Genomic DNA, 21,482 nt, shown 5'->3' with positions numbered 1-21,482 from the left:
AGCGGTTAAGACACCGCCCTTTCACGGCGGTAACACGGGTTCGAATCCCGTACGGGTCATTAGCTTTATATTGGAGGATTACCCAAGTCCGGCTGAAGGGAACGGTCTTGAAAACCGTCAGGCGGGTAAAACCGTGCAAGGGTTCGAATCCCTTATCCTCCTTTTTTATATTATCGCGGGATGGAGCAGTCTGGTAGCTCGTCGGGCTCATAACCCGAAGGTCGTAGGTTCAAATCCTGCTCCCGCAATTAAAAACTAAAAACATTGGTTCCGTGGTGTAGGGGTTAACATGCCTGCCTGTCACGCAGGAGATCGCGGGTTCGATTCCCGTCGGAACCGTTTGGCTCGGTAGCTCAGTTGGTAGAGCAATGGATTGAAGCTCCATGTGTCGGCAGTTCGATTCTGTCCCGCGCCATACTGCGGGTGTAGTTTAGTGGTAAAACCACAGCCTTCCAAGCTGTTGTCGCGAGTTCGATTCTCGTCACCCGCTTTAGTTTTTATGGGCCTATAGCTCAGCTGGTTAGAGCGCACGCCTGATAAGCGTGAGGTCGATGGTTCGAGTCCATTTAGGCCCATTATTTTCATATTTTTACCTGGCCCGTTGGTCAAGCGGTTAAGACACCGCCCTTTCACGGCGGTAACACGGGTTCGAATCCCGTACGGGTCATCGAAGATACTTTTGAGAGTATCTTTTTTTTTGCTCTTTTTTACTAAATTGGTTTGAATGATTTTTGTAGTGATCACCAAAAAAATAGATTTTTGGTCTAACTTTTGGGGGCGGTTCAGACTGCATAATCGACGTATTGCTCTTTTTTGGTATTCGACGAGAGCCATGAATGAGTTTGAACTGAATTTATGCCAAGTGAAAGCGAGTTGTTTTTATATTTTTTACTAAAAAAACTATTTAAATAGCTTGCTCATATCCGCTTACAGCACTTTGGTCATAGCTACTAGTTTGATATGAGGTGATTCTTATGGCGAGCTAAGATGTTATGAAAAAGCACTTTTTCGTGATTTCAAAATAAGTGGGAAAAATTTAAATGCGGAAATACTATACTCTTAGAGGTGGATGAGTATGTAAATAATAGAATCATTGGAGGTAGCATAGTGAATGAGGTAACTAGAGAAACGAGTGGAAATAAAAATGATTTTATAAAAAGATTAGACATGTTAGCGACGACATTATCATTAAACGAAGATAGAAAGTTAATTTCACTAGAAAAATATAGGTTGCTTTTTTCGACCTACAAAAAAATGATCGAGACCGATGTTGACCATTTTTTTTTAGAGAAACAAAAACAATCAAAAGTGGTTGAGTCATTGCAACGATCACAGGATTTTCTTACATACAAGAATCATACCTTGCTTTGGGAGGCTTTTGGAAAAATGAGGAGCGATGATCCAACTGATTTTATGCTTTTTTCCGTATTGACGAATCTAGTTGAAGATGAACATGTTTCTCCACAGTTTTTTGGATTGATTGTTTATAAGAAAGAAAATAAGTTGATTGTGGTCAAAGTAGATAGCGAAGAACAGTTCAGTAGTGGTCAAGTATCTTATGCGAAGATTCCAGTAGCAAAGGCAGAAATGCTAAGTAAAATCATTTATTTTGAACGGGACTCTTTAAATCCCAGACCATTTTCTTTACTTAAGGACATCGAGTTGCTCTCTGAGGGCTTCCAAGTAATCCCTGCTTTAACAATAGGAAGACAAGGAATGGATCATAGCAAAACGAAGGAAGTGGAAGATACATTAAAAGTCCTATTGTTTCATTGCAGAACCGATATCTTTTCATTGGATACTGCTGGAAAAGTAACGCCTGTATGGAATCCTTTTGTCAATCAGGCGAATCTAGAAATGCGAAAAAGATTTCTTGAAGCAGTAAAAGGAGAGAATAAAACGTGGAATGAAGTATTTGATCATGTTTTTGACTATTACTTATATCGGATAGGGGAGAAGAGGATAAATCCACTCTTACCGAGTAATAACCAACATGAATGGTGGAACAGAAGTATACAAAATATTTTTGCTAGGGACCCTTATATCCTTACAATGATCGCTACAAATGGAAAAGATCAAACCTCAAACGAAGCAATCCTAAAAAATAGACTTGAATGGGCAGTTCAGCCGACAGCGTTACTGTATGATCAAGTGCTTACTCAAGTCAAATTCAAAAAGTTAACAGAAACACTCTATCTTGATGGAATAATGATGCAGATGTATGAAGATCGGTTAACAATGATCAAAAGTCCTGTAGCAAAAGAAATGACAAAACGTATCCTTTCAAGGTTGGATGACCGATATGACGATATCAACAGCGAAATAAAACGGCGGATTATGATGCAAAGAAAGCAGTCCGATTTGAAAAGAGAAAGTCAATGGCAAAAGGTTCTACCAATGAACTTAGAACAAAAAGATCGGAGTAATTTTATTAAAAAAGAAGAATTGAAACAAAAGCAAAAACAAGATTTTACAAGAAGGATGGACATGCTCGCTTTAACGTTATCGTTAAAAAGAAATGATGATAGTTTTCTTTTTCCAGAGGTTTATGAATTACTTTTTTCGACCTATATCAAAATGATCGAAACTGATAAAGATGGTTTTTTTATCGATGAAAAAAGGCAAGCAAATATTATTGCTTCTTTAAACCAATCAAACGAACTGAATCAACTAAAACAGGCAAATAGTATTCAAAGTATGTTGGAAAAATTACGAAATAATGATTCAACCGACTTTTTACTGATTCCAGCTTGTTTTAAGACGCTAGATCCGGTAAGAAATGGACACATATCAGGTGTGATTGTATATAAGAGAGAAAATGAGTTCATGGTGATGCAAGTAGATAAAGAAGAAACACTGAAAACTGGTGCTTTATCTTACGTTAAAATACCGATGGATAAAATCCAAGAGTTCAGCCGAGTGCTGTTCTCTGCGCGAGATTTTTATGAATTTAAACCCTATGGGATATTAAAACGAATCGAATCACTCTCACATAGATTCAAGGAGATCCCAACGATAAAACTCGCACCTCAAACAACAGGTAATTGTGGGATCATTGAAATGGAAGCTGCACTAAGAGTGGCATTGTTCCATTGTAAAAAAGATCTATTTGATTTACAGCTATCGGATCGAATAACGCCTAAATGGAATACGGAAGTGCAAGACCTCGCATCTTTAGAGATGAAACGTCGATTTGTTGAAGCCATGAAGGGAGATAATCAAGAATGGAACTTAAATTTTGACTATCTCTTTGGGTATTATATTTATCGAAAAAATCAATCGAAACAAAGTGAGGCAGGAAATGGAGATTTACATAAATACTCTCGCTACGGAGATATACGCATCTTATTTGGTAATGATCTTTATATTGATGAAATAATGAATAATGGGGGGAGAATCCCGCTTATTTTTGATTGCTTTCTGAAAGGAAAAATCATACAATCTGTGGGACCAACAGGTACATTATTAGGCAAAGAAATCTGCGTGATAGCAACCTCTGATTTATACAAAGAATTGCAAAGCAACGTCAATGAACTAAAAATGCTAGAAGAAAGACTGCCATATATCAAGATCCCAGTAGCAAAAGAAATGGCTAAATATTTTATTGCTTGCCTTGTAGAAAAGAATAAAGAAATAGAAAGTCACATTTGCGAACGGATTGGCATCGAATCCAAAACATGTTCCTATCAGGTAGAGAGTCAGTCAACCGTCGATTCGTTTGCTAAAGTTTCTCAATCCCAGCTGACGCCTGCTGGAGTCGCAACAGGTGCTTCGGCTCCTTTGACCAACCAATTTGCTACAATGATTCATCGCAGCAAACAGGCATCGGCGGTCAAAAATCAATGTTCCGTTAGTAAGAAAACCAAATGTAAAAAGCAAGTCACGGTGACAAAATAATCAAAAGGATAGGCAAACTAGTATAATAAAAGATAGGTAAAAAGCTTTTGCGTCAGCTTGCTAACTCAGTTGAGGTTAAATGTCGCTTATTATTGAAAGTTGCCATTTTTTTTCTAAAGAACTACGAAAAAACGAGCGTAAAATCTGTTTATCTGCTATACTTGACTCGTTGCAAGTTCCCGAGAGGATCCGTACGAACGGAGATGCCTTGTAACCGAATTTAACTAGGGGGAATCATAATTATGGTAGAAAGACATTTATTTACATCAGAATCTGTTTCAGAAGGACATCCGGATAAGGTCGCTGATCAAATCAGTGATGCGATTTTAGATGCGATCCTAGAACAAGACCCAAATGCAAGAGTAGCTTGTGAGACGTCTGTAACGACGGGGCTAGTTTTAGTATTTGGCGAAATCTCTACAACAGCATATGTGGATATCCAAAAAGTAGTACGTGAGACAGTCAAAGAGATTGGTTATACTCGTGCAAAGTTCGGCTTTGATGGTGACACTGTAGCAGTATTGGCAGCAATTGACGAGCAGTCACCAGATATCGCTCAAGGGGTGGATGAAGCACTTGAGATCCGTGACGAAAAAGAAAGAGATTTATTAGATGAAATCGGCGCTGGTGACCAAGGATTGATGTTTGGTTTTGCAGTGGACGAAACACCAGAATTGATGCCATTACCAATTGCCTTAAGTCATCGCTTAGTACGACGTTTAGCTGAATTGCGTAAATCAAAAGAATTAACATATTTGCGCCCAGATGCAAAATCACAAGTCACTGTAGAATATAATGACCAAGGACAACCAGAAAGAGTTGATACGATCGTTATTTCGACACAACATGATGATGCAGTTGATAATGCAACGATTCGTCAAGATGTCATTGAAAAAGTGATCAAAGAAGTTATTCCAGCAGAACTACTGGACGAACAAACAAAATATTATATTAACCCTACTGGACGTTTTGTGATCGGCGGACCTCAAGGAGATGCTGGATTGACAGGACGAAAAATCATTGTTGATACGTATGGTGGATATGCCCGTCATGGCGGCGGTGCTTTCTCTGGGAAGGATGCAACGAAAGTTGACCGTTCAGCAAGTTATGCGGCACGTTACATTGCGAAAAATATCGTAGCAGCAGGACTTGCTCGTAAAGTAGAAGTCCAATTGGCTTATGCAATCGGTGTCGCTCAACCTGTTTCGATCTCAATCAATACCTTTGGAACGGCAGAAGTGCCAGAAGAAGCGTTGATTGCTGCGGTAAGAGAAAACTTTGACTTACGTCCTGCGGGAATCATCGAAATGCTTGATTTGCGTCGTCCAATCTATAAACAAACAGCTGCATATGGTCATTTTGGACGTACAGATGTTGACTTGCCATGGGAAAAAACGGATAAAGTAGATGCATTAAAAGCTAGTTTAGCTAAATAATTTATGTTTGAATTGAATGTGTTCGCTGCGTGTGACGCACATCAAATGTAGACCAGTAAGCCGGGATATTCGAAAGTAGCTTATGCTACTTTTAGAGTATTTTGGCTTTTTTAGCAGAGTCGAAGTTTATTAGGCAGATGATGCCATTTAAATAACGGAAGTTACGATAAGGAGTGGGCTTGAGAATGGAAAGAAAAACAAACGTGAAAGTCGTAACGATCTGCGTGTTCATCGCTACATTTATGACGGCAATTGAGGGGACAATCGTTACGACTGCAATGCCAACGATCGTTGGTTCACTGCACGGCATGGAAATGATGAACTGGGTGTTTTCGATTTATTTATTGACGAATGCCATGTTGACACCCATCTATGGGAAACTTGCAGATAAAGTTGGAAGAAAACCGATTTTTATTTTCGGTACGCTATTATTTATTATCGGTTCACTTTTTTGTGGGCTTTCTCAATCTATGCTTGGCTTGATTATTTCGCGGGCAATTCAAGGGATGGGTGCAGGAGCAATGATGCCAGTCGCATTGACGATCATTGGCGATTTATACACGATTGAAAAACGAGCAAAAGTGTTAGGGTTGAATAGTTCAGCTTGGGGAATCGCTAGTGTGTTTGGTCCATTAGCTGGTGGGTTTATTGTAGAAGCATTGAGTTGGCACTGGATTTTCTTCATCAATGTGCCGATCGGGTTATTACTGATGGTGCTGATTTGGCTCTATCTCAATGAACCAAAAACAACTCGTGAAGCGAAACCAATGGATCTTAAAGGTAGTTTTAGTTTGATGTTTACGTTGGTTTTGCTGTTACTAGGTTTTCAATTACTAGGTGATCAAGGGCTGACACCATTTGTGTTGGGATTATTAATAGGTAGTGTTTTATTCTTTTTCTTATTCCTGTTTGCCGAAAAACGAGCAGAAGATCCTGTCATCATGCTTCACCTATTCAAAAACCCGCTTTTTGTCGTTGTGAATGCAGCAGCAGCTTTAGCAAGTGGTTTTTTAATGGGGATCGATGTCTATATCCCAATGTGGATGCAAGGAGTATTAGGACTTAATGCGGCAATTGGTGGATTAGTTTTGGCACCACTTTCTCTTGTTTGGATGGTTGGTTCGTTCTTAGCAAGTAAGTGGATGACCCAGATGACCACCTATCGAGTGTTACGTATCGGGTTGTTCATCACCATTGTCGGTGGTGCAGGACTTTGGCTGATGCCATTTCAAAGTAATTTTTTATGGTTCTTCCTGATTTCAACGATCATCGGTGTCGGCTTAGGGATCACAATGACAACATCGACTGTCAGCGCACAAAACAGTGTGCCTTCAGAACAAATGGGTGTTGCCACTTCGTTTAATACGTTAGTCCGCACCATTGGGCAAACAGTGATGGTCGCAGTTTTTGGATTATTGATCAACCGAGTCACGCAAGCTGAACTTGCTGCCAAACAATTGACAGACGATCCGGACATCATGAACAAATTAGTCAATCCACAAACAGCAAAAATGATTGACGCAGAAATATTAACACCATTACGAGAAATTTTGTATCATGGGTTACACCAAGTCTATCTGGTAGGCTTATTATTAGTCATCATCGCGCTAGGGCTAACATTTTTAATTCGTCAAAAAAATGCTACAATAAAAGAATACAAGTAAATTTACAGATTGTTGTCAGAAAAACGATCTGAATAAAGTAAAGAAGGCGAAAAACATATGGCATTTATCCAAGCAAATGTTTATTCAAACGTATTAGAAATGGAAGTCAATCTAAATGTGATCTTACCTCAGACAACCAAAAAAGTGATTGGGACAAGTACATCGGCAAATCTGACGGATGTTCCAGTGCTTTACCTGTTACATGGTATGGGAGGTAATCATAGTGTTTGGCAACGGCGGACTTCCATTGAAAGATATGCGGCGGATTACGGGTTAGCCGTCATCATGCCATCAACGGATTTAGGTTGGTACACAGACACAACGTATGATATGAAGTACTGGACGTTTATCTCAGAAGAATTACCAGAAATCTGTCACGAATTGTTCCCACAACTGACAACGAAAAGAGAAAAAACGTATGCAGCTGGTCTTTCAATGGGTGGATATGGTGCGTTGAAATTGGGGTTAGCAAAGCCCGAACGTTTCTCAGCTATTATTTCTCTCTCAGGTGCGGTGTCGGTTGGTAATCGAATGGACGACTTGTTGATGATCCGTCAAGCCAAGTTCTGGGAAGGAATTTTTGGTCCACTAGATAGCATCCAAGGTTCAGTAAATGATCCAGCTTACCTTGTTGAAACCTTAGCAAAAAGTGACAAAGAACCACCACGTATGTATCTTGCTTGTGGTGAATCCGATTTTCTCTATCAAGCCAACCAAGAAATGGCAGAAATTTTAAAAGAAAACAACGTCGATGTGACATTTGAACATGGTCCTGGGGAACATGATTGGATTTTTTGGGATCAATGGATCCAACGAGCGCTCGCTTGGTTGTTCAACAAAAGGAGCTGACACCGTATGGAAGAAACAAAGTATTGCAAAGACTCGATGGTTATCCAAACACATCGGATCTTTCCCTTTGATTTGAATCCATTTGGGTATCTTTTTGGAGGGAAATTAATGGCAATGATCGATGATGCAGCATCGATTTCGGTCACCCGTCATTGTCGCAGAGGGGCAGTCACTGCTTCTTTAGATAGTTTGAATTTTTTGAAGCCTTTGCATGAAAATCATTCCGTTTGTGTGGAATCTTATGTGTCTGGTGCCCATAAGAAATCAATGGAGGTTTTTGTGAAGATCATCGGTGAAAATTTAACGACAGGTGAACGCTATTTGGCTGCTACTTGCTTTACGACATTCGTTGCGGTTCCTTCACATATGAACCTTGAAAAAGAATTTACGGTGCCACATGTCATTCCTGAAACCGAGGAAGAGCAATTAGTTTGCAGTGGGTACGAGGAACGCCGTGCTACAAGACAGAAAGAAAGAACAGCCTATAAAGAATTTGCCGCTAGTTTATCTTTAGATCTCCCTTGGACAAGAGAACGAGAATAAGTCTACTTATGAATGGTAGAAGAAATGCAGAAGTGATCGATCAAGATCACTTCTTTTTTATTGTGGCGAGCAAGATAGGTGCTAAACGGATTGGAAATAAGCATAATAAAGAAGAATTCTATAACGTACCTTTTATAGTGAGAGGAAGATAGACTCAAGAAGAAAGAAGGTGTATTTAAAAACAGATACTTTAAAGTTTCTTTCTATTATAAAAGTAGTTCCAGCGTTAAAAAATTACAGGTTGATTTCTTTTTTCAAACATGGTAAATTGTTAGTCGGTCTATTTTTACGAATTATAAAATAGGACGATTTATTATAAAAAAAGAGAGGTGTAAGTCACAAATATGAAGCTTATTTTAAAACATGCAAAAAACTATCGATTAGCTGTTTTTGTTTCTTTGCTTTCTGTCGCACTTATGGTGACAGCTACGCTTTGGCAACCTAAGTTGTTGCAACAAGTATTAGAAGCAATCATTACAGAAGACAGCGATGAAATGCGCACGATTGGCATTTCTTTGATTAGTTTAGCACTCCTAGGTTTAGCAGCTGGAGTCACGAACACGATATTTTCTGCTAAAGTCGCACAGGGTGTCAGTGCAGATATCCGGGAGGAAGCGTTTCGCAAGATCCAGACCTTCTCATTTGGTAATATTGAACAGTTTTCTGCTGGAAATTTAGTGGTGCGCTTAACGAACGATATTACGCAGATCCAAAACTTAGTTATGATTTCTTTGCAATCTTTGTTCCGTATCCCGTTTCTGTTTATTGGTGCATTTATTCTTGCGATGGCAACAATGCCTCAGTTGTGGTGGATCATCGTTCTTTTGATCGTTACTGTATTCTTGATCACAGCGCTGTCCTTTACACGTATGGGCAAGCACTTTATGATCATCCAAAAACTGATCGATAAAGTTAATAGTATCGCAAAAGAAAATCTAATGGGGATTCGAGTAGTCAAATCGTTTGTCCAAGAAGAAAATCAGTTGAATGAATTTAGTAAAGTCAGTGAAGATTTAACGAAGCACAATATCATTGTTGGAACATTATTTTCAGTCATGATCCCCTCATTTATGTTAGCTGCGAACTTAGCTGTGGTGGGAGCAATCTTCTTCGTCAGTGATCTTGCAAAAGATGATCCAACCCTGATTGGTGGTATTGCTTCATTTATGAACTATTTGATGCAGATCATGATGGCGATCATCATCGGCGGTATGATGATGATGATGACCTCAAGAGCCGCTGTTTCCTTAAAACGGATCAAAGAGATCTTAGATACTGAACCAGATTTAACTTATCTAGATGTACCTGAACAAGAATTGACTGGTTCTGTTCGTTTTGAAAACGTGTCTTTCCGTTATCCTGGTGATGATGCAGATACACTCAAAAATATCACTTTTTCGATCGAGCCTGGTGAAATGGTTGGTATTGTTGGGGCAACTGGAGCAGGAAAGTCAACTTTAGCACAATTGATTCCACGCTTGTTCGATCCAACGGAAGGGAAAGTAGAAGTTGGTGGTGTTGATCTACGACAAGTGAATGAACATAGTTTAAGAAAAACCGTCTCGTTTGTTTTACAAAAAGCGATTCTTTTTTCAGGCACGATTGCCCAGAATCTACGTCAAGGGAACAAGAATGCAACAGAAAAGGATATGGAAAATGCTTCTTCTATCGCTCAAGCCAAAGAATTTATCGAGAAATTAGCTGATCGTTATGAAGCACCAGTCGAAGAACGTAGTAGTAACTTTTCTGGTGGACAAAAGCAACGTTTATCTATCACACGTGGTGTGATCGGTCAGCCAAAAATCCTGATTCTAGATGACAGTACCAGTGCATTAGATGCCCGTTCAGAAAAACTGGTTCGCGAAGCCCTTGATCGTGAGTTAAAAGACACGACAACGATCGTTATCGCTCAAAAGATTGCTTCTGTTGTCAAAGCAGACCGCATCTTGGTACTAGATGAAGGAAAACTAGTGGGTGAAGGAACGCATGAAGAACTCGTTGCAAACAATCAGGTATATCAAGAGATTTTTGAAACTCAAAAAGGAACGGAGGAGTAGCCATGACTGATTTGATTAAAGCAAGTAAGTTTTTCTATCATTATTTAAAGCGGTACAAGGTTTCCTTCTTCTTTATCTTTATTACTGTGATTGCAGCAACTTACTTACAAGTAAAAGCACCTCAATATGTCGGGGAAGCTTTCCAAGAATTAGCAAATTATATTACTGCTTTGATGCAAGGTGTCGATGATAAAAGCAATTTCCTTTCGATTATTTGGAAGCTTTTGATGTTTTATGTTTTAGCCAGTGCGGCAAATTTTATTTACAGTATTTTATTTACACAAGTGGTCGGGAAATCAACGAACCGGATGCGTATTGGTCTATTCAATAAATTAGAAAAATTAACGATCCGCTTTTTTGATTCCCATCAAGATGGGGAGATTCTTAGTCGCTTCACTAGTGATTTGGATAATATCCAAAATAGTTTGAACCAAGCACTTCTTCAAGTGATCACGAATGCGGTTCTATTAGTTGGTATCTTGATCATGATGTTCCGCCAAAATGTCCAACTTGCTTGGGCGACGATTGCTTCTACACCGGTCGCGATTTTGATTGCTGTCCTAGTCATCCAAAAAGCCCGCAAATATGTCGACATCCAACAAGATGAAGTCGGTAAATTGAATGGTTATATGGATGAAAAGATCAGTGGGCAACGCGTGATCATCACGAATGGTCTGCAAGAAGAAACGATCGAAGGTTTCTTAGCTCATAATCAAACTGTTCGTGAAGCAACATTTAAAGGACAAGCATACTCAGGGTTACTTTTCCCAATGATGCAAGGTATGTCTTTAGTCAACACAGCGATCGTGATCTTCTTTGGTGGCTGGTTAGCGTTGAATGGTGATTTGGAACGTTCAGTAGCGCTAGGATTAGTAGTTACTTTCGTCCAATATTCCCAACAATATTATCAACCATTGATGCAAATTTCTTCTGGCTACAGTATGATCCAGTTAGCGATCACTGGAGCGCGAAGACTGAATGAAATGTTTGCTGAAAAAGATGAAGTGAAACCACAAAACGGCAAACCGTTTGCGGGGATCGAAAAGGGCTTATCATTGACGAATGTTGATTTTGGCTATAGTCCAGAGAAATTAGTCTTAAATGATGTTTCCATTGATGTGAATAAAGGCGAGATGGTTGCTTTAGTAGGCCCAACTGGTTCAGGTAAGACAACGATCATGAACTTGTTGAATCGCTTCTATGATGTGAACGGTGGCTCTGTGAGCATTGACGGAACAGATATCCGCGAGTATGATTTAGACGAATTGCGTCGACATGTCGGCATCGTTCTACAAGAATCCGTTCTATTTTCTGGCACGATCCGAGACAATATTGTCTTTGGTAAACCAGATGCAACGGATGAAGAAGTAGTTAGCGCAGCGAAACAAGCAAATATCCATGACTTTATCCAGACGCTCGAACATGGCTATGATACCCACGTCTCTGAGGAAAATAATTTGTTCAGTACGGGGCAAAAGCAATTGATCAGTATCGCGCGAACAATCATCACGAATCCAGACTTATTGATTTTAGATGAAGCAACAAGTAACGTGGATACAGTAACTGAAGCAAGAATCCAAAAAGCAATGGATGAAGCGATCAAAGGTCGGACAAGTTTCGTGATCGCCCATCGCTTGAAGACGATCCTGAACGCTGATCGCATCGTTGTTTTACGTGATGGCAAAGTGATCGAAGAAGGAAACCATCATCAATTATTAGCAGAAGATGGCTTCTATGCAGAGTTGTATCATAATCAGTTTGTGTTTGAATAGGTGGTGGGAGAGAACGAATGTCTCACTCCCGTCATTGTGTAACGAATGTTCAAATGGAAGTCGAAAAACACCAAATCAAGAAGCCCTTGGTTTGGTGTTTTTCATGTCATGCAGTCTGATTGGCGTGTTTGGATGAATCCAAACATGAACCTTGAAAAATTAGCAAGGCTCCCGTACTTATGTAACAAAAGTTATGGCAAATAGTTTTCAGTTATTAGAAAGTGAATCTGTGATTTCTTATTAAGTCAGGTCAATGATTTTAGAAATCATCACTATGCAAAATAAAAAGAACTTAGTCAAGTATTCCTCATGATAATCATTTGATCAATAGAAGTGACGATGAATTTCTATTCTAAATACACAGACACACTGGAATATTAATTGTATTATAGTATAATTTATTCAACAAAGAACAGGTTCATATTACGACCAAAACCCACTAGCTGGCGGGCTAGTGGTTTTCTTTTACGTTTCAATAGGAATTAACGGGTAGGCTTACTGTCTTTTTTTGGCAATTCTACAATCAAACCATTTGCAGATGTAATGAGCGGTTACTTCTGCCGTGATTACAAAGATAAAATCAAAGAATAGATTCATGAGTACATCTTACTTCCCTTGTCCGAAACAGACCGAAATAATTTTATAGCACATTTGAAATCTCCAATTTTAGATGAGGTGGCTATTCGTTTATTGAGGTGAGGTAGTTTTTTTATAAAAATAAATCAGAGAATATATAGTATGAAATTTTTTTTTAAAGAAAAAAGAAAAATTTCCCGATATTCTAAAGTTGATATAATTAATTATAGCAGAATAACTATTAATACATCATTTAGTTGCATGCCCATGCATAATGAACTCATCCTAACTTCACTTGCATATAAATATGAAGACTGCATGTCATACTTATATACATATAAAAATGAGGAGGATAAAACTAAATCTAGTTTGAGCGTTAGTAGGAGTGGTTGGAAATGTTCCATGCAGTAAAAATGAAAAATGTGATAAAGAAAGAAGGGAACTTAAGATGTGGAGAGAAAAGCAATTTAGTAAAGTAATCGATTTGATTAGTGTTATAGCAATCACTCTGATATTGATATTTTTCATGCCAACTAAAATTGTAGAAGCGCAACCGCTAGTAGAAGCAAATGATTCTGCCGTTCTTGTAAAAGAAGAAGGAGGTAGTGTAGTAGAATTTGACTTATCAAAAAACATGGTACAGACTAAAGAAATACATTTGGCAAGTGGTACAACAGCGAAAATTGTTGCTGAACCAGTGTTTGATAACCATTTACGTTTAGGTAATGGAGTATGGAATATCTATTATTATTCAGTAATTTTTAATTGCGGCTTTAATATTAGAGTAAGTAGTAATAGTATTAGTAGTGCTTATGATCCTTGGTACTATCATGTGGGGGTCAGTGTGAAATCTAGTTCATTGAAAAGAGATAGCACAAAACAAGCAACTTATTATTTCGAGTTTGGAACTCCGATATGGGATTTTGGCGGATGGAGTGGCTGGTTAAGAGCATCAATTAATAGCTCAAATAATTTGGTCGTAACTGTTAAATAGGATGGGGGCTCTAGGAATAATAATAGCCATCATCAGTTTTATTTTGGCGGCAGGTGTAACAATATTGATCATTCGTGTGCTAAAACAGTATTTCACCAAATCATAGCTCAAATGTGATCAAGTGAGGGTCATTAAGAAAATGGGATTCTAATTGGTCGTTAGGTTCTGCTAAAAAATGAAAAAACTCTTTATCTTCTCAGTTTTATCATACTAGAAGACAAGGAGTTTTTTATTAGTTGTGGCGTTTCTTTTTTTCGATACAATACAAGATCGGAGGATTATTTTTTTGATTGATAAATTGATAATTCAAAACATTGAATTGTTCTTGAGGCAATGCTTGGCAAAAGTTTTGTACCATATCTAGTTCTGCTTCGCCACCTTGATGACCATAATAAACGACGATGATCATGCGACCTTGTGGAACTAAACGTTTCACGATTTCTTCCATCGCTGTTTTTGTCGTTTCAGGTAGCGTGATGACGGATTTATCACTTTTGGGTAAATAGCCTAAGTTGAAGATACCAGCTTTGATCGGTTGTTGTTCAGCAATGACCGCACCAATGGTCTCATGTCCTTGTAAAAACAGTGTCGTCCGCTCCAATAAGCCATTCTCTGACAATTTTTGTTGCGTGGACTCCAATGCTTGTTGTTGAATATCAAAACTATATACTTGACCAGTTTTTCCGACTTTTTCTGCAAGAAATAAAGTGTCATGCCCATTGCCCATCGTGGCATCAATCACATAATCTCCTGGTTGGATGATTTCCTCCAATAGCGTATGACTATAATGAAGTGCCGTTTTCAACATCCGCTTTTGACTCCTTCTCGAATATTGTACTTTCCTTGATAACTATTGCGACGAATCATTTCTTCATCGATCGCATTCAAGACTTCCCATTTTTTCAAACTCCACATTGGCCCGACCAATGAATCCCAAGGCGCATCACCAGTTAAACGATGGATGATGATCTCTTGTGGGATCATTTCTAATTGATCACAAATGACAGATACATAATCGGCTCGACTCATCAATTGCAGTCTGCCCTCGTGATAGTCACGTAACATCTTTGTTTTACGCATCAAGTGCATCAAATGTAGTTTGATTCCTTGGATATCAGAATCTAAGATCGTGCGACGAACATTTTCCCGCATCATATCCAATGATTCTCCTGGCAATCCGTTGATCAGATGCGTACATACACGTATGTCGTGCTTCCGTAATTTCGCAACACCGTCTAGATATGTTTGATAATCATGTGCCCGATTGATCAGGACAGAGGTTTCTTCATAAGTCGTTTGTAAGCCTAATTCTACCCATAAGTATAAACGTTGATTCAATTCAGCTAAGTAATCCACGACTTCATCAGGTAAGCAATCTGGTCTGGTACCAATTGATAAACCAACGACACCTGGTAGGTTGATGACCTGTTCAAATCGTTCACGAATGATTTCGACAGGCGCATGGGTATTCGTGAAATTTTGAAAGTAAACGATGTATTGATTCACTTGTGGCCATTTTTTGTGCATCATATCGATTTCTTTTTGAAACTGGATCGGTAGTGGCTCCTCAGGAGCAACGATCATATCACCAGAGCCAGAAACACTACAAAAGGTACAACCACCGTGGGCAACTGTTCCGTCACGATTGGGACAATCAAAGCCACCATCGATCGGTACTTTAAAAATTTTTCCACCAAATTCATGGCGTAACGCATAATTCCAAGAATGGTAACGTTTATTTCCTTCAGCATAAGGAAATTCCATTAAAATCCCCTCTTCCTATTTGATTGTGTAAATGGCAAGCGTTGTTGGATATACCAAGGATAAGTCAAGCATAACCAAAACAGGCTCAAGCTATAACCACCGAGGATATCACTAGGATAATGGACACCCAGATAGACACGACTAGCGCCAATACTCAGAATCAGTAAACCTAACAATACTTGGATCATCCATGCCCAATCTCTCGTCTTGATCAAGGATGGCATCAAAAAAATCAGTGTGCCATACAAGATCATACTCGTTGCGGCATGTCCGCTGGGAAAACTATACGTCGTTTCGACAACTAAATGTTGAAGACTTGGACGGTCACGCATCACTAAAAGCTTGATCAGTGGATTTAAGATCCCAGCAATTAGCACAAAATTGAGGGTAAACCAATAAAGTTCTTTTCTTTTTTTCTTGAACCATAACCAAAGAGCAACTAATCCAAATACTAAAATGACAGTTATTGCATTTCCCAATGTCGTGATCAACCGCTGAAATGGATTCCAATCAGGATAAGGAATACGAATCCAATGGGTCAGCGTTTGGTCAAAACTAGACAATAGATCCACACGAAATAAGACAAGTAGACTCAACGCTAGAAAAAGCAAGAAGCAACTTGCGGCTGAGATTTGGAAGATTCTTTTATTTTTCATTTAACTCCTCCTTCATGCTCAATCATTATAGCATTTATTATAAAAACGAAAAACAAGAGTTTTCTATTCCTGTTCACTTGGATCAATGAATAAAAATATATTGTTATGCAAGTTGTAATGTAATAGCAACCCTCAAGTAATATAACCGACATATTTAATTTAAAAAATAGGTGGTCATATATAATTTAATAACTCGGAATCGTTTGATTAAAGGGTTAACAAAAGCGTCAAATCAAAAAATTACGAAAGATTACATAAAGATTACAAAACAACGTAATAGTCTTAAATAACTTTTAATAAATATTAAGAGAAGTTATAATTATTGATAAGGCTAGATAAAAGTAATTAAATATGGGGGATAGTATATGCAAAAGGAATTAGTAGGACGAAAAGAACGCAGACGTCTGGAACAAGCGAAGCGTTACCGTAAAGTAAAGCGAAGTGCGGCAATCGTCGGAACCGCAATGGTGGGCTGTTCAGCTGTAGCACCAGTATTACAATCAGTCGCTGTCAATGCGGATGAAACACCGATCCAAATGAACTCTCGGATCAATACCGCTGCATTTATCACAGAAATTGCCACATTTGCACAACCAATCGCAAACGCGAATGATTTGTATGCTTCAGTAATGATCGCTCAAGCAGTTGTCGAAAGTGGTTGGGGTGGCAGTACATTATCACGTGCACCTTATCATAACTTATTTGGGATCAAAGGAAGCTACCAAGGACAAACTGTTTATATGGACACGCTTGAATTCTTGAACAACCAATGGGTGACGAAAAAAGAACCTTTCCGTCAATATCCTTCTTTCGCAGAGTCTTTTAGTGACAATGCCTATGTACTTAGAAATACTTCATTTGGTAATGGCTACTACTATGCAGGTGCTTGGAAGAGTAATACTCGTTCTTATACGGATGCTACTGCCCATTTGACAGGACGCTATGCGACGGACCCAAGTTATGCGACAAAATTAAACAATCTTATCATGACGTATGGCTTGACTAAATATGACACACCAGCAACTGGAAATGCAGGCGGTGGTGCGACGACTGGCGGCGGCAATACGATTAATACAGGTAACACAGGAAGTACAAATACAGGAAGTACAAATACAGGAAGCACGAATACAGGAAATACTGGTGGAAGTACGACTACTGGTTCAACGACGTACACAGTAAAATCTGGTGATTCTGTTTGGGGCATCTCAAATGCTCATGGCATCTCAATGGCACAATTGATTGAATGGAATAATATTAAAAATAATTTTGTTTATCCAGGACAAAAATTGACGATCAAAGGTGGTACAGCTGGCGGATCTTCAACAACAAATTCAGGAAACAATACAGCTTCTGCAGGTAGCAGTTCTGCTGGAACAACAACAAACAATTCGTCCGGTACGCGTTATACAGTCAAAGCAGGTGACTCTGTTTGGGGTATCTCGAATGCTCACGGCATCTCAATGGCACAATTGATTCAATGGAATAATATCAAGAATAATTTTGTTTATCCAGGACAAAGCTTGATCGTTTCTAATGGTGGGTCTGCTTCTGTAAATACACCATCGACACCAAGCACAACACCATCAACACCAAGTACAGGTGCTTCAGTTTCTGGTGCAAAATATACGGTCAAAGCAGGTGATTCTGTCTGGGGTGTCTCTCATGCCCACGGTATCTCAATGGCCCAGTTGATCCAATGGAACAACATCAAGAACAACTTTATTTACCCAGGACAACAGTTGGTTGTTTCAAATGGTGGCGCATCAAGCACTGTATCAACGAGTCCAGCACCTTCAACAACGACGAATAATCCAACGACTTCAAACACAGCAAGCCAAGGATCAGGCACCTACACGGTCAAAGCAGGTGAATCGGTGTGGAGCGTCGCAAATAAAAATGGGATCTCGATGAACCAATTGATCGAATGGAACAATATCAAAAATAACTTCATCTATCCAGGTCAAAAACTGATCGTAAAAGGTGGTAGTACAGCAGCACCAACATCTACACCGACAACAACGCCGGCAGCTGCGCCAAGCACACCGAATACGTCAGCAGCAACGAACACATCAACCTCTGGTGATACGATCTATACGGTCAAAGCAGGTGAATCTGTTTGGGGTGTAGCTGATAAACACGGCATCACGATGGATCAACTGATTGAATGGAACAATATCAAAAATAATTTCATTTATCCAGGCCAAAAAGTGGTCGTGAAAAAAGGAAATACAACAGCAGCACCTACGTCTAATGATGGCAAACGTTACACGGTCAAAGCAGGTGAATCCGTTTGGGGTGTAGCTGATAGCCATGGCATTTCAATGGCGCAATTGATCGAGTGGAACAACATCAAAAATAACTTTATCTACCCAGGACAAAGTTTGATCGTTGCAAAATAATCGATCTGACTGAAATAATAGTTGATTGATTCAATAATATTTGTTACTATGAAGCTACTAAAAATTTAGTTGATCAACGTTTGAAAAGGAAGTAGTAAAAAGTCGAAAGTTTTAGAGAGCACATGGTTGGTGAAAATGTGTACGGACGCTTTTGAACTCGCCTTTGAGTTGCACCTGCTGAACAGTTCTCCCAGTAAGCAGAGGCGGTGACGACCGTTACAACGTTCAAGGCCTTGTTTAGTAAGGCAAAATTAGGTGGTACCACGTAGATTACGTCCTATAAAAAGAGCAATCTTTTTATAGGATTTTTTTGTTTTTCAAGGCCAGATGCTAAAAGAAAAACAGATCATTACATCAAAATAGGGGGTTCAAGATGAGCTATAATCACAAAGAAATTGAAAAAAAATGGCAAAAATATTGGGCAAAAAATAACACCTTCAATACGCATGATGAACCAGGCAAACCAAAATTCTATGCGTTGGATATGTTTCCATATCCATCAGGACAAGGTCTACATGTTGGGCATCCAGAAGGCTATACTGCAACAGATATCTTAGCACGTTTCAAACGTAGTCAAGGTTTCAACGTGTTACATCCAATGGGGTGGGATGCATTTGGACTACCAGCAGAACAATACGCATTGGATACAGGGAATGACCCTGCAGAATTTACGCAAAAAAATATTGAAACCTTCCGTCGCCAAATCAATTCACTTGGTTTTAGTTACGATTGGAATCGTGAAGTCAACACAACAGACCCTGAGTACTACAAATGGACACAATGGATCTTTACTAAATTATATGAAAAAGGGTTAGCCTATGAAGCAGAAGTAGCAGTGAACTGGGTACCTGAACTAGGTACAGTGATCTCAAACGAAGAAGTGATCGATGGCAAAAGTGAACGTGGTGGCTATGATGTCATCCGCAAACCAATGCGTCAATGGATGCTGAAAATCACCGCATATGCAGATCGTTTGATCGATGACCTCGAGCTTGTGGATTGGCCCGAAAGCATCAAAGAAATGCAACGTAATTGGATCGGACGTTCAGTCGGAGCAAATGTCACGTTTAAAGTGGCTGGCACAGACAAAGAATATACGGTCTTTACCACACGTCCAGATACGTTATTTGGGGCAACCTACTCTGTGCTAGCACCAGAGCTAGACTTAGTTCGTGAGATCACAACTCCAGAACAAAAAGAAGCAGTTGAAGCGTATATCGCAGAAACAGCGAAAAAATCAGATCTTAAACGAACAGATCTTGCCAAAGAAAAAACCGGCGTATTTACAGGGGCGTATGCGATCAACCCAGTAAATGGCAAGGAAATCCCTATCTGGATCGCTGATTATGTGTTAGCTTCTTATGGCACAGGTGCGATCATGGCAGTACCGGCACATGATGAACGTGATTACGAGTTTGCACAAACGTTTGATCTAGAAATCTTACCAGTCATCGAAGGTGGCGATACTTCAACAGCTGCCTACACAGAAGATGGTGTGCATATCAATTCTGATTTCTTGAACGGATTGAACAAAGAAGAAGCCATCGAGGCGATGAATCAATGGTTGGAAGAACATGGCGTTGGGAAAAAAGAAGTCAGCTATCGCTTGCGTGATTGGTTATTTTCTCGTCAACGTTATTGGGGAGAACCAATCCCAATCATCCATTGGGAAGACGGCACAGTGACAACAGTAGCAGAAGAAGAATTACCACTACGTTTACCAAAAACAAGCAATATCCAACCAAGTGGCACAGGGGAGTCACCATTAGCAAACATTGACGAGTGGGTCAATGTCGTTGATCCTGAAACAGGTAAAAAAGGCCGTCGTGAAACGAATACGATGCCACAATGGGCAGGAAGCTCATGGTATTACCTACGCTATATCGATCCACATAATAAAAAAGAATTAGCTAACTATGAAAAACTAGAACGATGGTTACCAGTAGATATTTATATCGGTGGGGCAGAACATGCGGTACTTCACCTATTGTATGCTCGCTTCTGGCATAAATTCCTTTACGATATTGGCGTGGTACCAACAAAAGAGCCTTTTGAAAAATTGTTCAATCAAGGAATGATCCTTGGAGAAAACAACGAAAAAATGTCTAAATCTCGTGGCAATGTCGTCAATCCTGACGATGTCGTAGAAGCATATGGTGCGGATACGTTACGTCTCTACGAAATGTTCATGGGCCCATTAGACGCATCGATTGCTTGGAGTGAAAATGGCTTAGAAGGTAGCCGTAAATTCTTAGATCGTGTTTGGCGCTTGATCGTGGACGAAAACAATAAAATGCGTGATCGCATCACGACACTGAATGACGGTAAACTTGACAAAGTATATCACCAAACAGTTAAAAAAGTCACAGAAGATTACGAAAATCTACATTTCAATACAGCGATTTCTCAATTGATGGTCTTTGTCAATGAAGCATATAAAGTCGATGCCTTACCTTATGAATATATCGAAGGATTCGTACAATTACTTGCGCCGATCGCGCCACATATCGGCGAAGAGCTATGGGCGATCCTAGGCAATGAACAAGATCTTTCTTATGCACCATGGCCGACTTATGATGAAACTGCTTTGATTGAAGATGAAGTAGAAGTCGTCTTCCAAATCAATGGAAAAGTTCGTGCAAAAGCCAGTGTCGCACGTGACTTATCAAAAGAAGAACTAGAAAAAACAGCGATGGACGATGAGAGTATCAAAGAACAACTAGAAGGAAAAACAATCAGAAAAGTGATCGTGGTTCCAAATAAATTAGTCAACATCGTCGCAAATTAATAAGTAAGCACCAATAGAAAAAAAGTAAAAACGAGATGCCACATTCTCATGGAAATCATTTGGATTTCATGAGAATGTGGTTTTTTT

At 39.3% G+C, this 21,482-nt stretch carries 13 protein-coding genes, 8 tRNA genes, 1 riboswitch and 1 other annotated feature (1 of these 23 only partly in view); of the genes, 18 read left to right on the top strand and 3 right to left on the bottom strand.

Features of this window, described 5'->3' with window-relative positions; all coding sequences use genetic code 11:
* The 16 genes from IGJ99_RS13165 to IGJ99_RS13090 form a co-directional block, all read left to right on the top strand.
* Positions 1-59, top strand: a tRNA-Glu gene (locus IGJ99_RS13165) (it extends 13 nt beyond the left edge of the window).
* 13 nt (positions 60-72) lie between these two features.
* Positions 73-162 (top strand) — tRNA-Ser (locus IGJ99_RS13160).
* 12 nt (positions 163-174) lie between these two features.
* Positions 175-248: transfer RNA gene (locus IGJ99_RS13155), tRNA-Met, on the top strand.
* An 18-nt stretch (positions 249-266) separates the two neighbouring features.
* Positions 267-339: transfer RNA gene (locus tag IGJ99_RS13150), tRNA-Asp, on the top strand.
* 3 nt (positions 340-342) lie between these two features.
* Positions 343-415: transfer RNA gene (locus IGJ99_RS13145), tRNA-Phe, on the top strand.
* Positions 416-419: 4 nt separating this feature from the next.
* A tRNA-Gly gene (locus IGJ99_RS13140) sits at positions 420-490 on the top strand.
* An 11-nt stretch (positions 491-501) separates the two neighbouring features.
* Positions 502-575, top strand: a tRNA-Ile gene (locus IGJ99_RS13135).
* Positions 576-595: 20 nt separating this feature from the next.
* Positions 596-667 (top strand) — tRNA-Glu (locus IGJ99_RS13130).
* 440 nt (positions 668-1,107) lie between these two features.
* Positions 1,108-3,897, top strand: a complete 2,790-nt coding sequence (locus IGJ99_RS13125; protein ID WP_438770884.1) for a hypothetical protein — start codon at positions 1,108-1,110, stop codon at positions 3,895-3,897.
* Positions 3,898-4,061: 164 nt separating this feature from the next.
* A riboswitch (SMK box riboswitch) is annotated at positions 4,062-4,142 on the top strand.
* Entirely contained in the window at positions 4,140-5,333 is a 1,194-nt protein-coding gene (metK, locus tag IGJ99_RS13120) for a methionine adenosyltransferase (protein ID WP_010734128.1), read from the top strand. (Overlaps the previous riboswitch by 3 nt.)
* Positions 5,334-5,518: 185 nt before the next feature.
* Complete coding sequence (locus IGJ99_RS13115; RefSeq protein ID WP_409173648.1) at positions 5,519-6,997, top strand: MDR family MFS transporter; 1,479 nt, start codon at positions 5,519-5,521, stop codon at positions 6,995-6,997.
* A gap of 57 nt (positions 6,998-7,054) precedes the next feature.
* On the top strand, positions 7,055-7,846 hold the full coding sequence (locus tag IGJ99_RS13110) for an alpha/beta hydrolase (protein ID WP_153830590.1): 792 nt from the start codon (positions 7,055-7,057) through the stop codon (positions 7,844-7,846).
* Positions 7,847-7,852: 6 nt separating this feature from the next.
* Positions 7,853-8,389 carry an acyl-CoA thioesterase gene (locus tag IGJ99_RS13105; RefSeq protein ID WP_010734132.1) on the top strand — a complete coding sequence of 179 codons (537 nt, stop codon included), beginning with the start codon at positions 7,853-7,855 and terminating at the stop codon, positions 8,387-8,389.
* A 344-nt stretch (positions 8,390-8,733) separates the two neighbouring features.
* Positions 8,734-10,446 (top strand): ABC transporter ATP-binding protein, encoded by a 1,713-nt coding sequence (locus tag IGJ99_RS13100; protein WP_062806054.1) that lies wholly within the window; start codon positions 8,734-8,736, stop codon positions 10,444-10,446.
* A 2-nt stretch (positions 10,447-10,448) separates the two neighbouring features.
* Positions 10,449-12,218, top strand: a complete 1,770-nt coding sequence (locus IGJ99_RS13095) for an ABC transporter ATP-binding protein (RefSeq protein ID WP_409173647.1) — start codon at positions 10,449-10,451, stop codon at positions 12,216-12,218.
* Positions 12,219-13,179: 961 nt separating this feature from the next.
* Positions 13,180-13,788: a DUF5626 family protein gene (locus IGJ99_RS13090; RefSeq protein WP_062806055.1), complete on the top strand. Its 609-nt coding sequence runs from the start codon at positions 13,180-13,182 to the stop codon at positions 13,786-13,788.
* Positions 13,789-14,020: 232 nt separating this feature from the next.
* Here IGJ99_RS13090 and IGJ99_RS13085 read toward each other — a convergent pair whose 3' ends face one another.
* Genes IGJ99_RS13085 through IGJ99_RS13075 form a run of 3 tightly spaced genes read right to left on the bottom strand, consistent with a single transcriptional unit; the run spans position 14,021 to position 16,208 of the window.
* A complete protein-coding gene (locus IGJ99_RS13085; RefSeq protein WP_438770883.1) occupies positions 14,021-14,596 on the bottom strand; it encodes a class I SAM-dependent methyltransferase in 576 nt (191 codons plus the stop codon).
* A complete protein-coding gene (locus IGJ99_RS13080) occupies positions 14,590-15,552 on the bottom strand; it encodes a TIGR01212 family radical SAM protein (protein WP_010734137.1) in 963 nt (320 codons plus the stop codon). Before IGJ99_RS13080 ends, IGJ99_RS13085 begins: the two co-directional genes overlap by 7 nt.
* Complete coding sequence (locus IGJ99_RS13075; RefSeq protein ID WP_438770882.1) at positions 15,552-16,208, bottom strand: phosphatase PAP2 family protein; 657 nt, start codon at positions 16,206-16,208, stop codon at positions 15,552-15,554. The genes IGJ99_RS13080 and IGJ99_RS13075 overlap by 1 nt, the downstream gene beginning before the upstream one ends.
* Before the next feature lie 365 nt (positions 16,209-16,573).
* On the opposite strand from IGJ99_RS13075, the gene IGJ99_RS13070 reads away from it, so the two are divergent.
* Together IGJ99_RS13070 and leuS are read left to right on the top strand one after the other, a co-directional pair.
* A complete protein-coding gene (locus IGJ99_RS13070) occupies positions 16,574-18,607 on the top strand; it encodes a LysM peptidoglycan-binding domain-containing protein (protein WP_409173644.1) in 2,034 nt (677 codons plus the stop codon).
* Positions 18,608-18,677: 70 nt separating this feature from the next.
* Positions 18,678-18,890: a binding site (T-box leader), on the top strand.
* A gap of 90 nt (positions 18,891-18,980) precedes the next feature.
* Positions 18,981-21,395 carry a leucine--tRNA ligase gene (gene leuS, locus IGJ99_RS13065; RefSeq protein WP_438770881.1) on the top strand — a complete coding sequence of 805 codons (2,415 nt, stop codon included), beginning with the start codon at positions 18,981-18,983 and terminating at the stop codon, positions 21,393-21,395.
* Positions 21,396-21,482 lie beyond the last annotated feature (87 nt).

It is taken from the genome of Enterococcus sp. AZ095b (genome assembly GCF_051714725.1).
Lineage (GTDB): Bacteria > Bacillota > Bacilli > Lactobacillales > Enterococcaceae > Enterococcus_B > Enterococcus_B pernyi.
The sequence above is the reverse complement of the archived record's forward strand: the minus strand, read 5'-3'. Positions and strand labels throughout refer to the sequence as shown.

Excerpts from the sequence above, each read along its gene's own strand:
- metK (WP_010734128.1), top strand. The coding sequence starts at position 4,140 with ATGGTAGAAAGACATTTATTTACATCAGAATCTGTTTCAGAAGGACAT.
- IGJ99_RS13100 (WP_062806054.1), top strand. The coding sequence starts at position 8,734 with ATGAAGCTTATTTTAAAACATGCAAAAAACTATCGATTAGCTGTTTTT.
- IGJ99_RS13110 (WP_153830590.1), top strand. The coding sequence starts at position 7,055 with ATGGCATTTATCCAAGCAAATGTTTATTCAAACGTATTAGAAATGGAA.
- IGJ99_RS13075 (WP_438770882.1), bottom strand. The coding sequence starts at position 16,208 with ATGAAAAATAAAAGAATCTTCCAAATCTCAGCCGCAAGTTGCTTCTTG.
- IGJ99_RS13085 (WP_438770883.1), bottom strand. The coding sequence starts at position 14,596 with ATGTTGAAAACGGCACTTCATTATAGTCATACGCTATTGGAGGAAATC.
- leuS (WP_438770881.1), top strand. The coding sequence starts at position 18,981 with ATGAGCTATAATCACAAAGAAATTGAAAAAAAATGGCAAAAATATTGG.
- IGJ99_RS13070 (WP_409173644.1), top strand. The coding sequence starts at position 16,574 with ATGCAAAAGGAATTAGTAGGACGAAAAGAACGCAGACGTCTGGAACAA.
- IGJ99_RS13105 (WP_010734132.1), top strand. The coding sequence starts at position 7,853 with ATGGAAGAAACAAAGTATTGCAAAGACTCGATGGTTATCCAAACACAT.
- IGJ99_RS13095 (WP_409173647.1), top strand. The coding sequence starts at position 10,449 with ATGACTGATTTGATTAAAGCAAGTAAGTTTTTCTATCATTATTTAAAG.
- IGJ99_RS13115 (WP_409173648.1), top strand. The coding sequence starts at position 5,519 with ATGGAAAGAAAAACAAACGTGAAAGTCGTAACGATCTGCGTGTTCATC.
- IGJ99_RS13080 (WP_010734137.1), bottom strand. The coding sequence starts at position 15,552 with ATGGAATTTCCTTATGCTGAAGGAAATAAACGTTACCATTCTTGGAAT.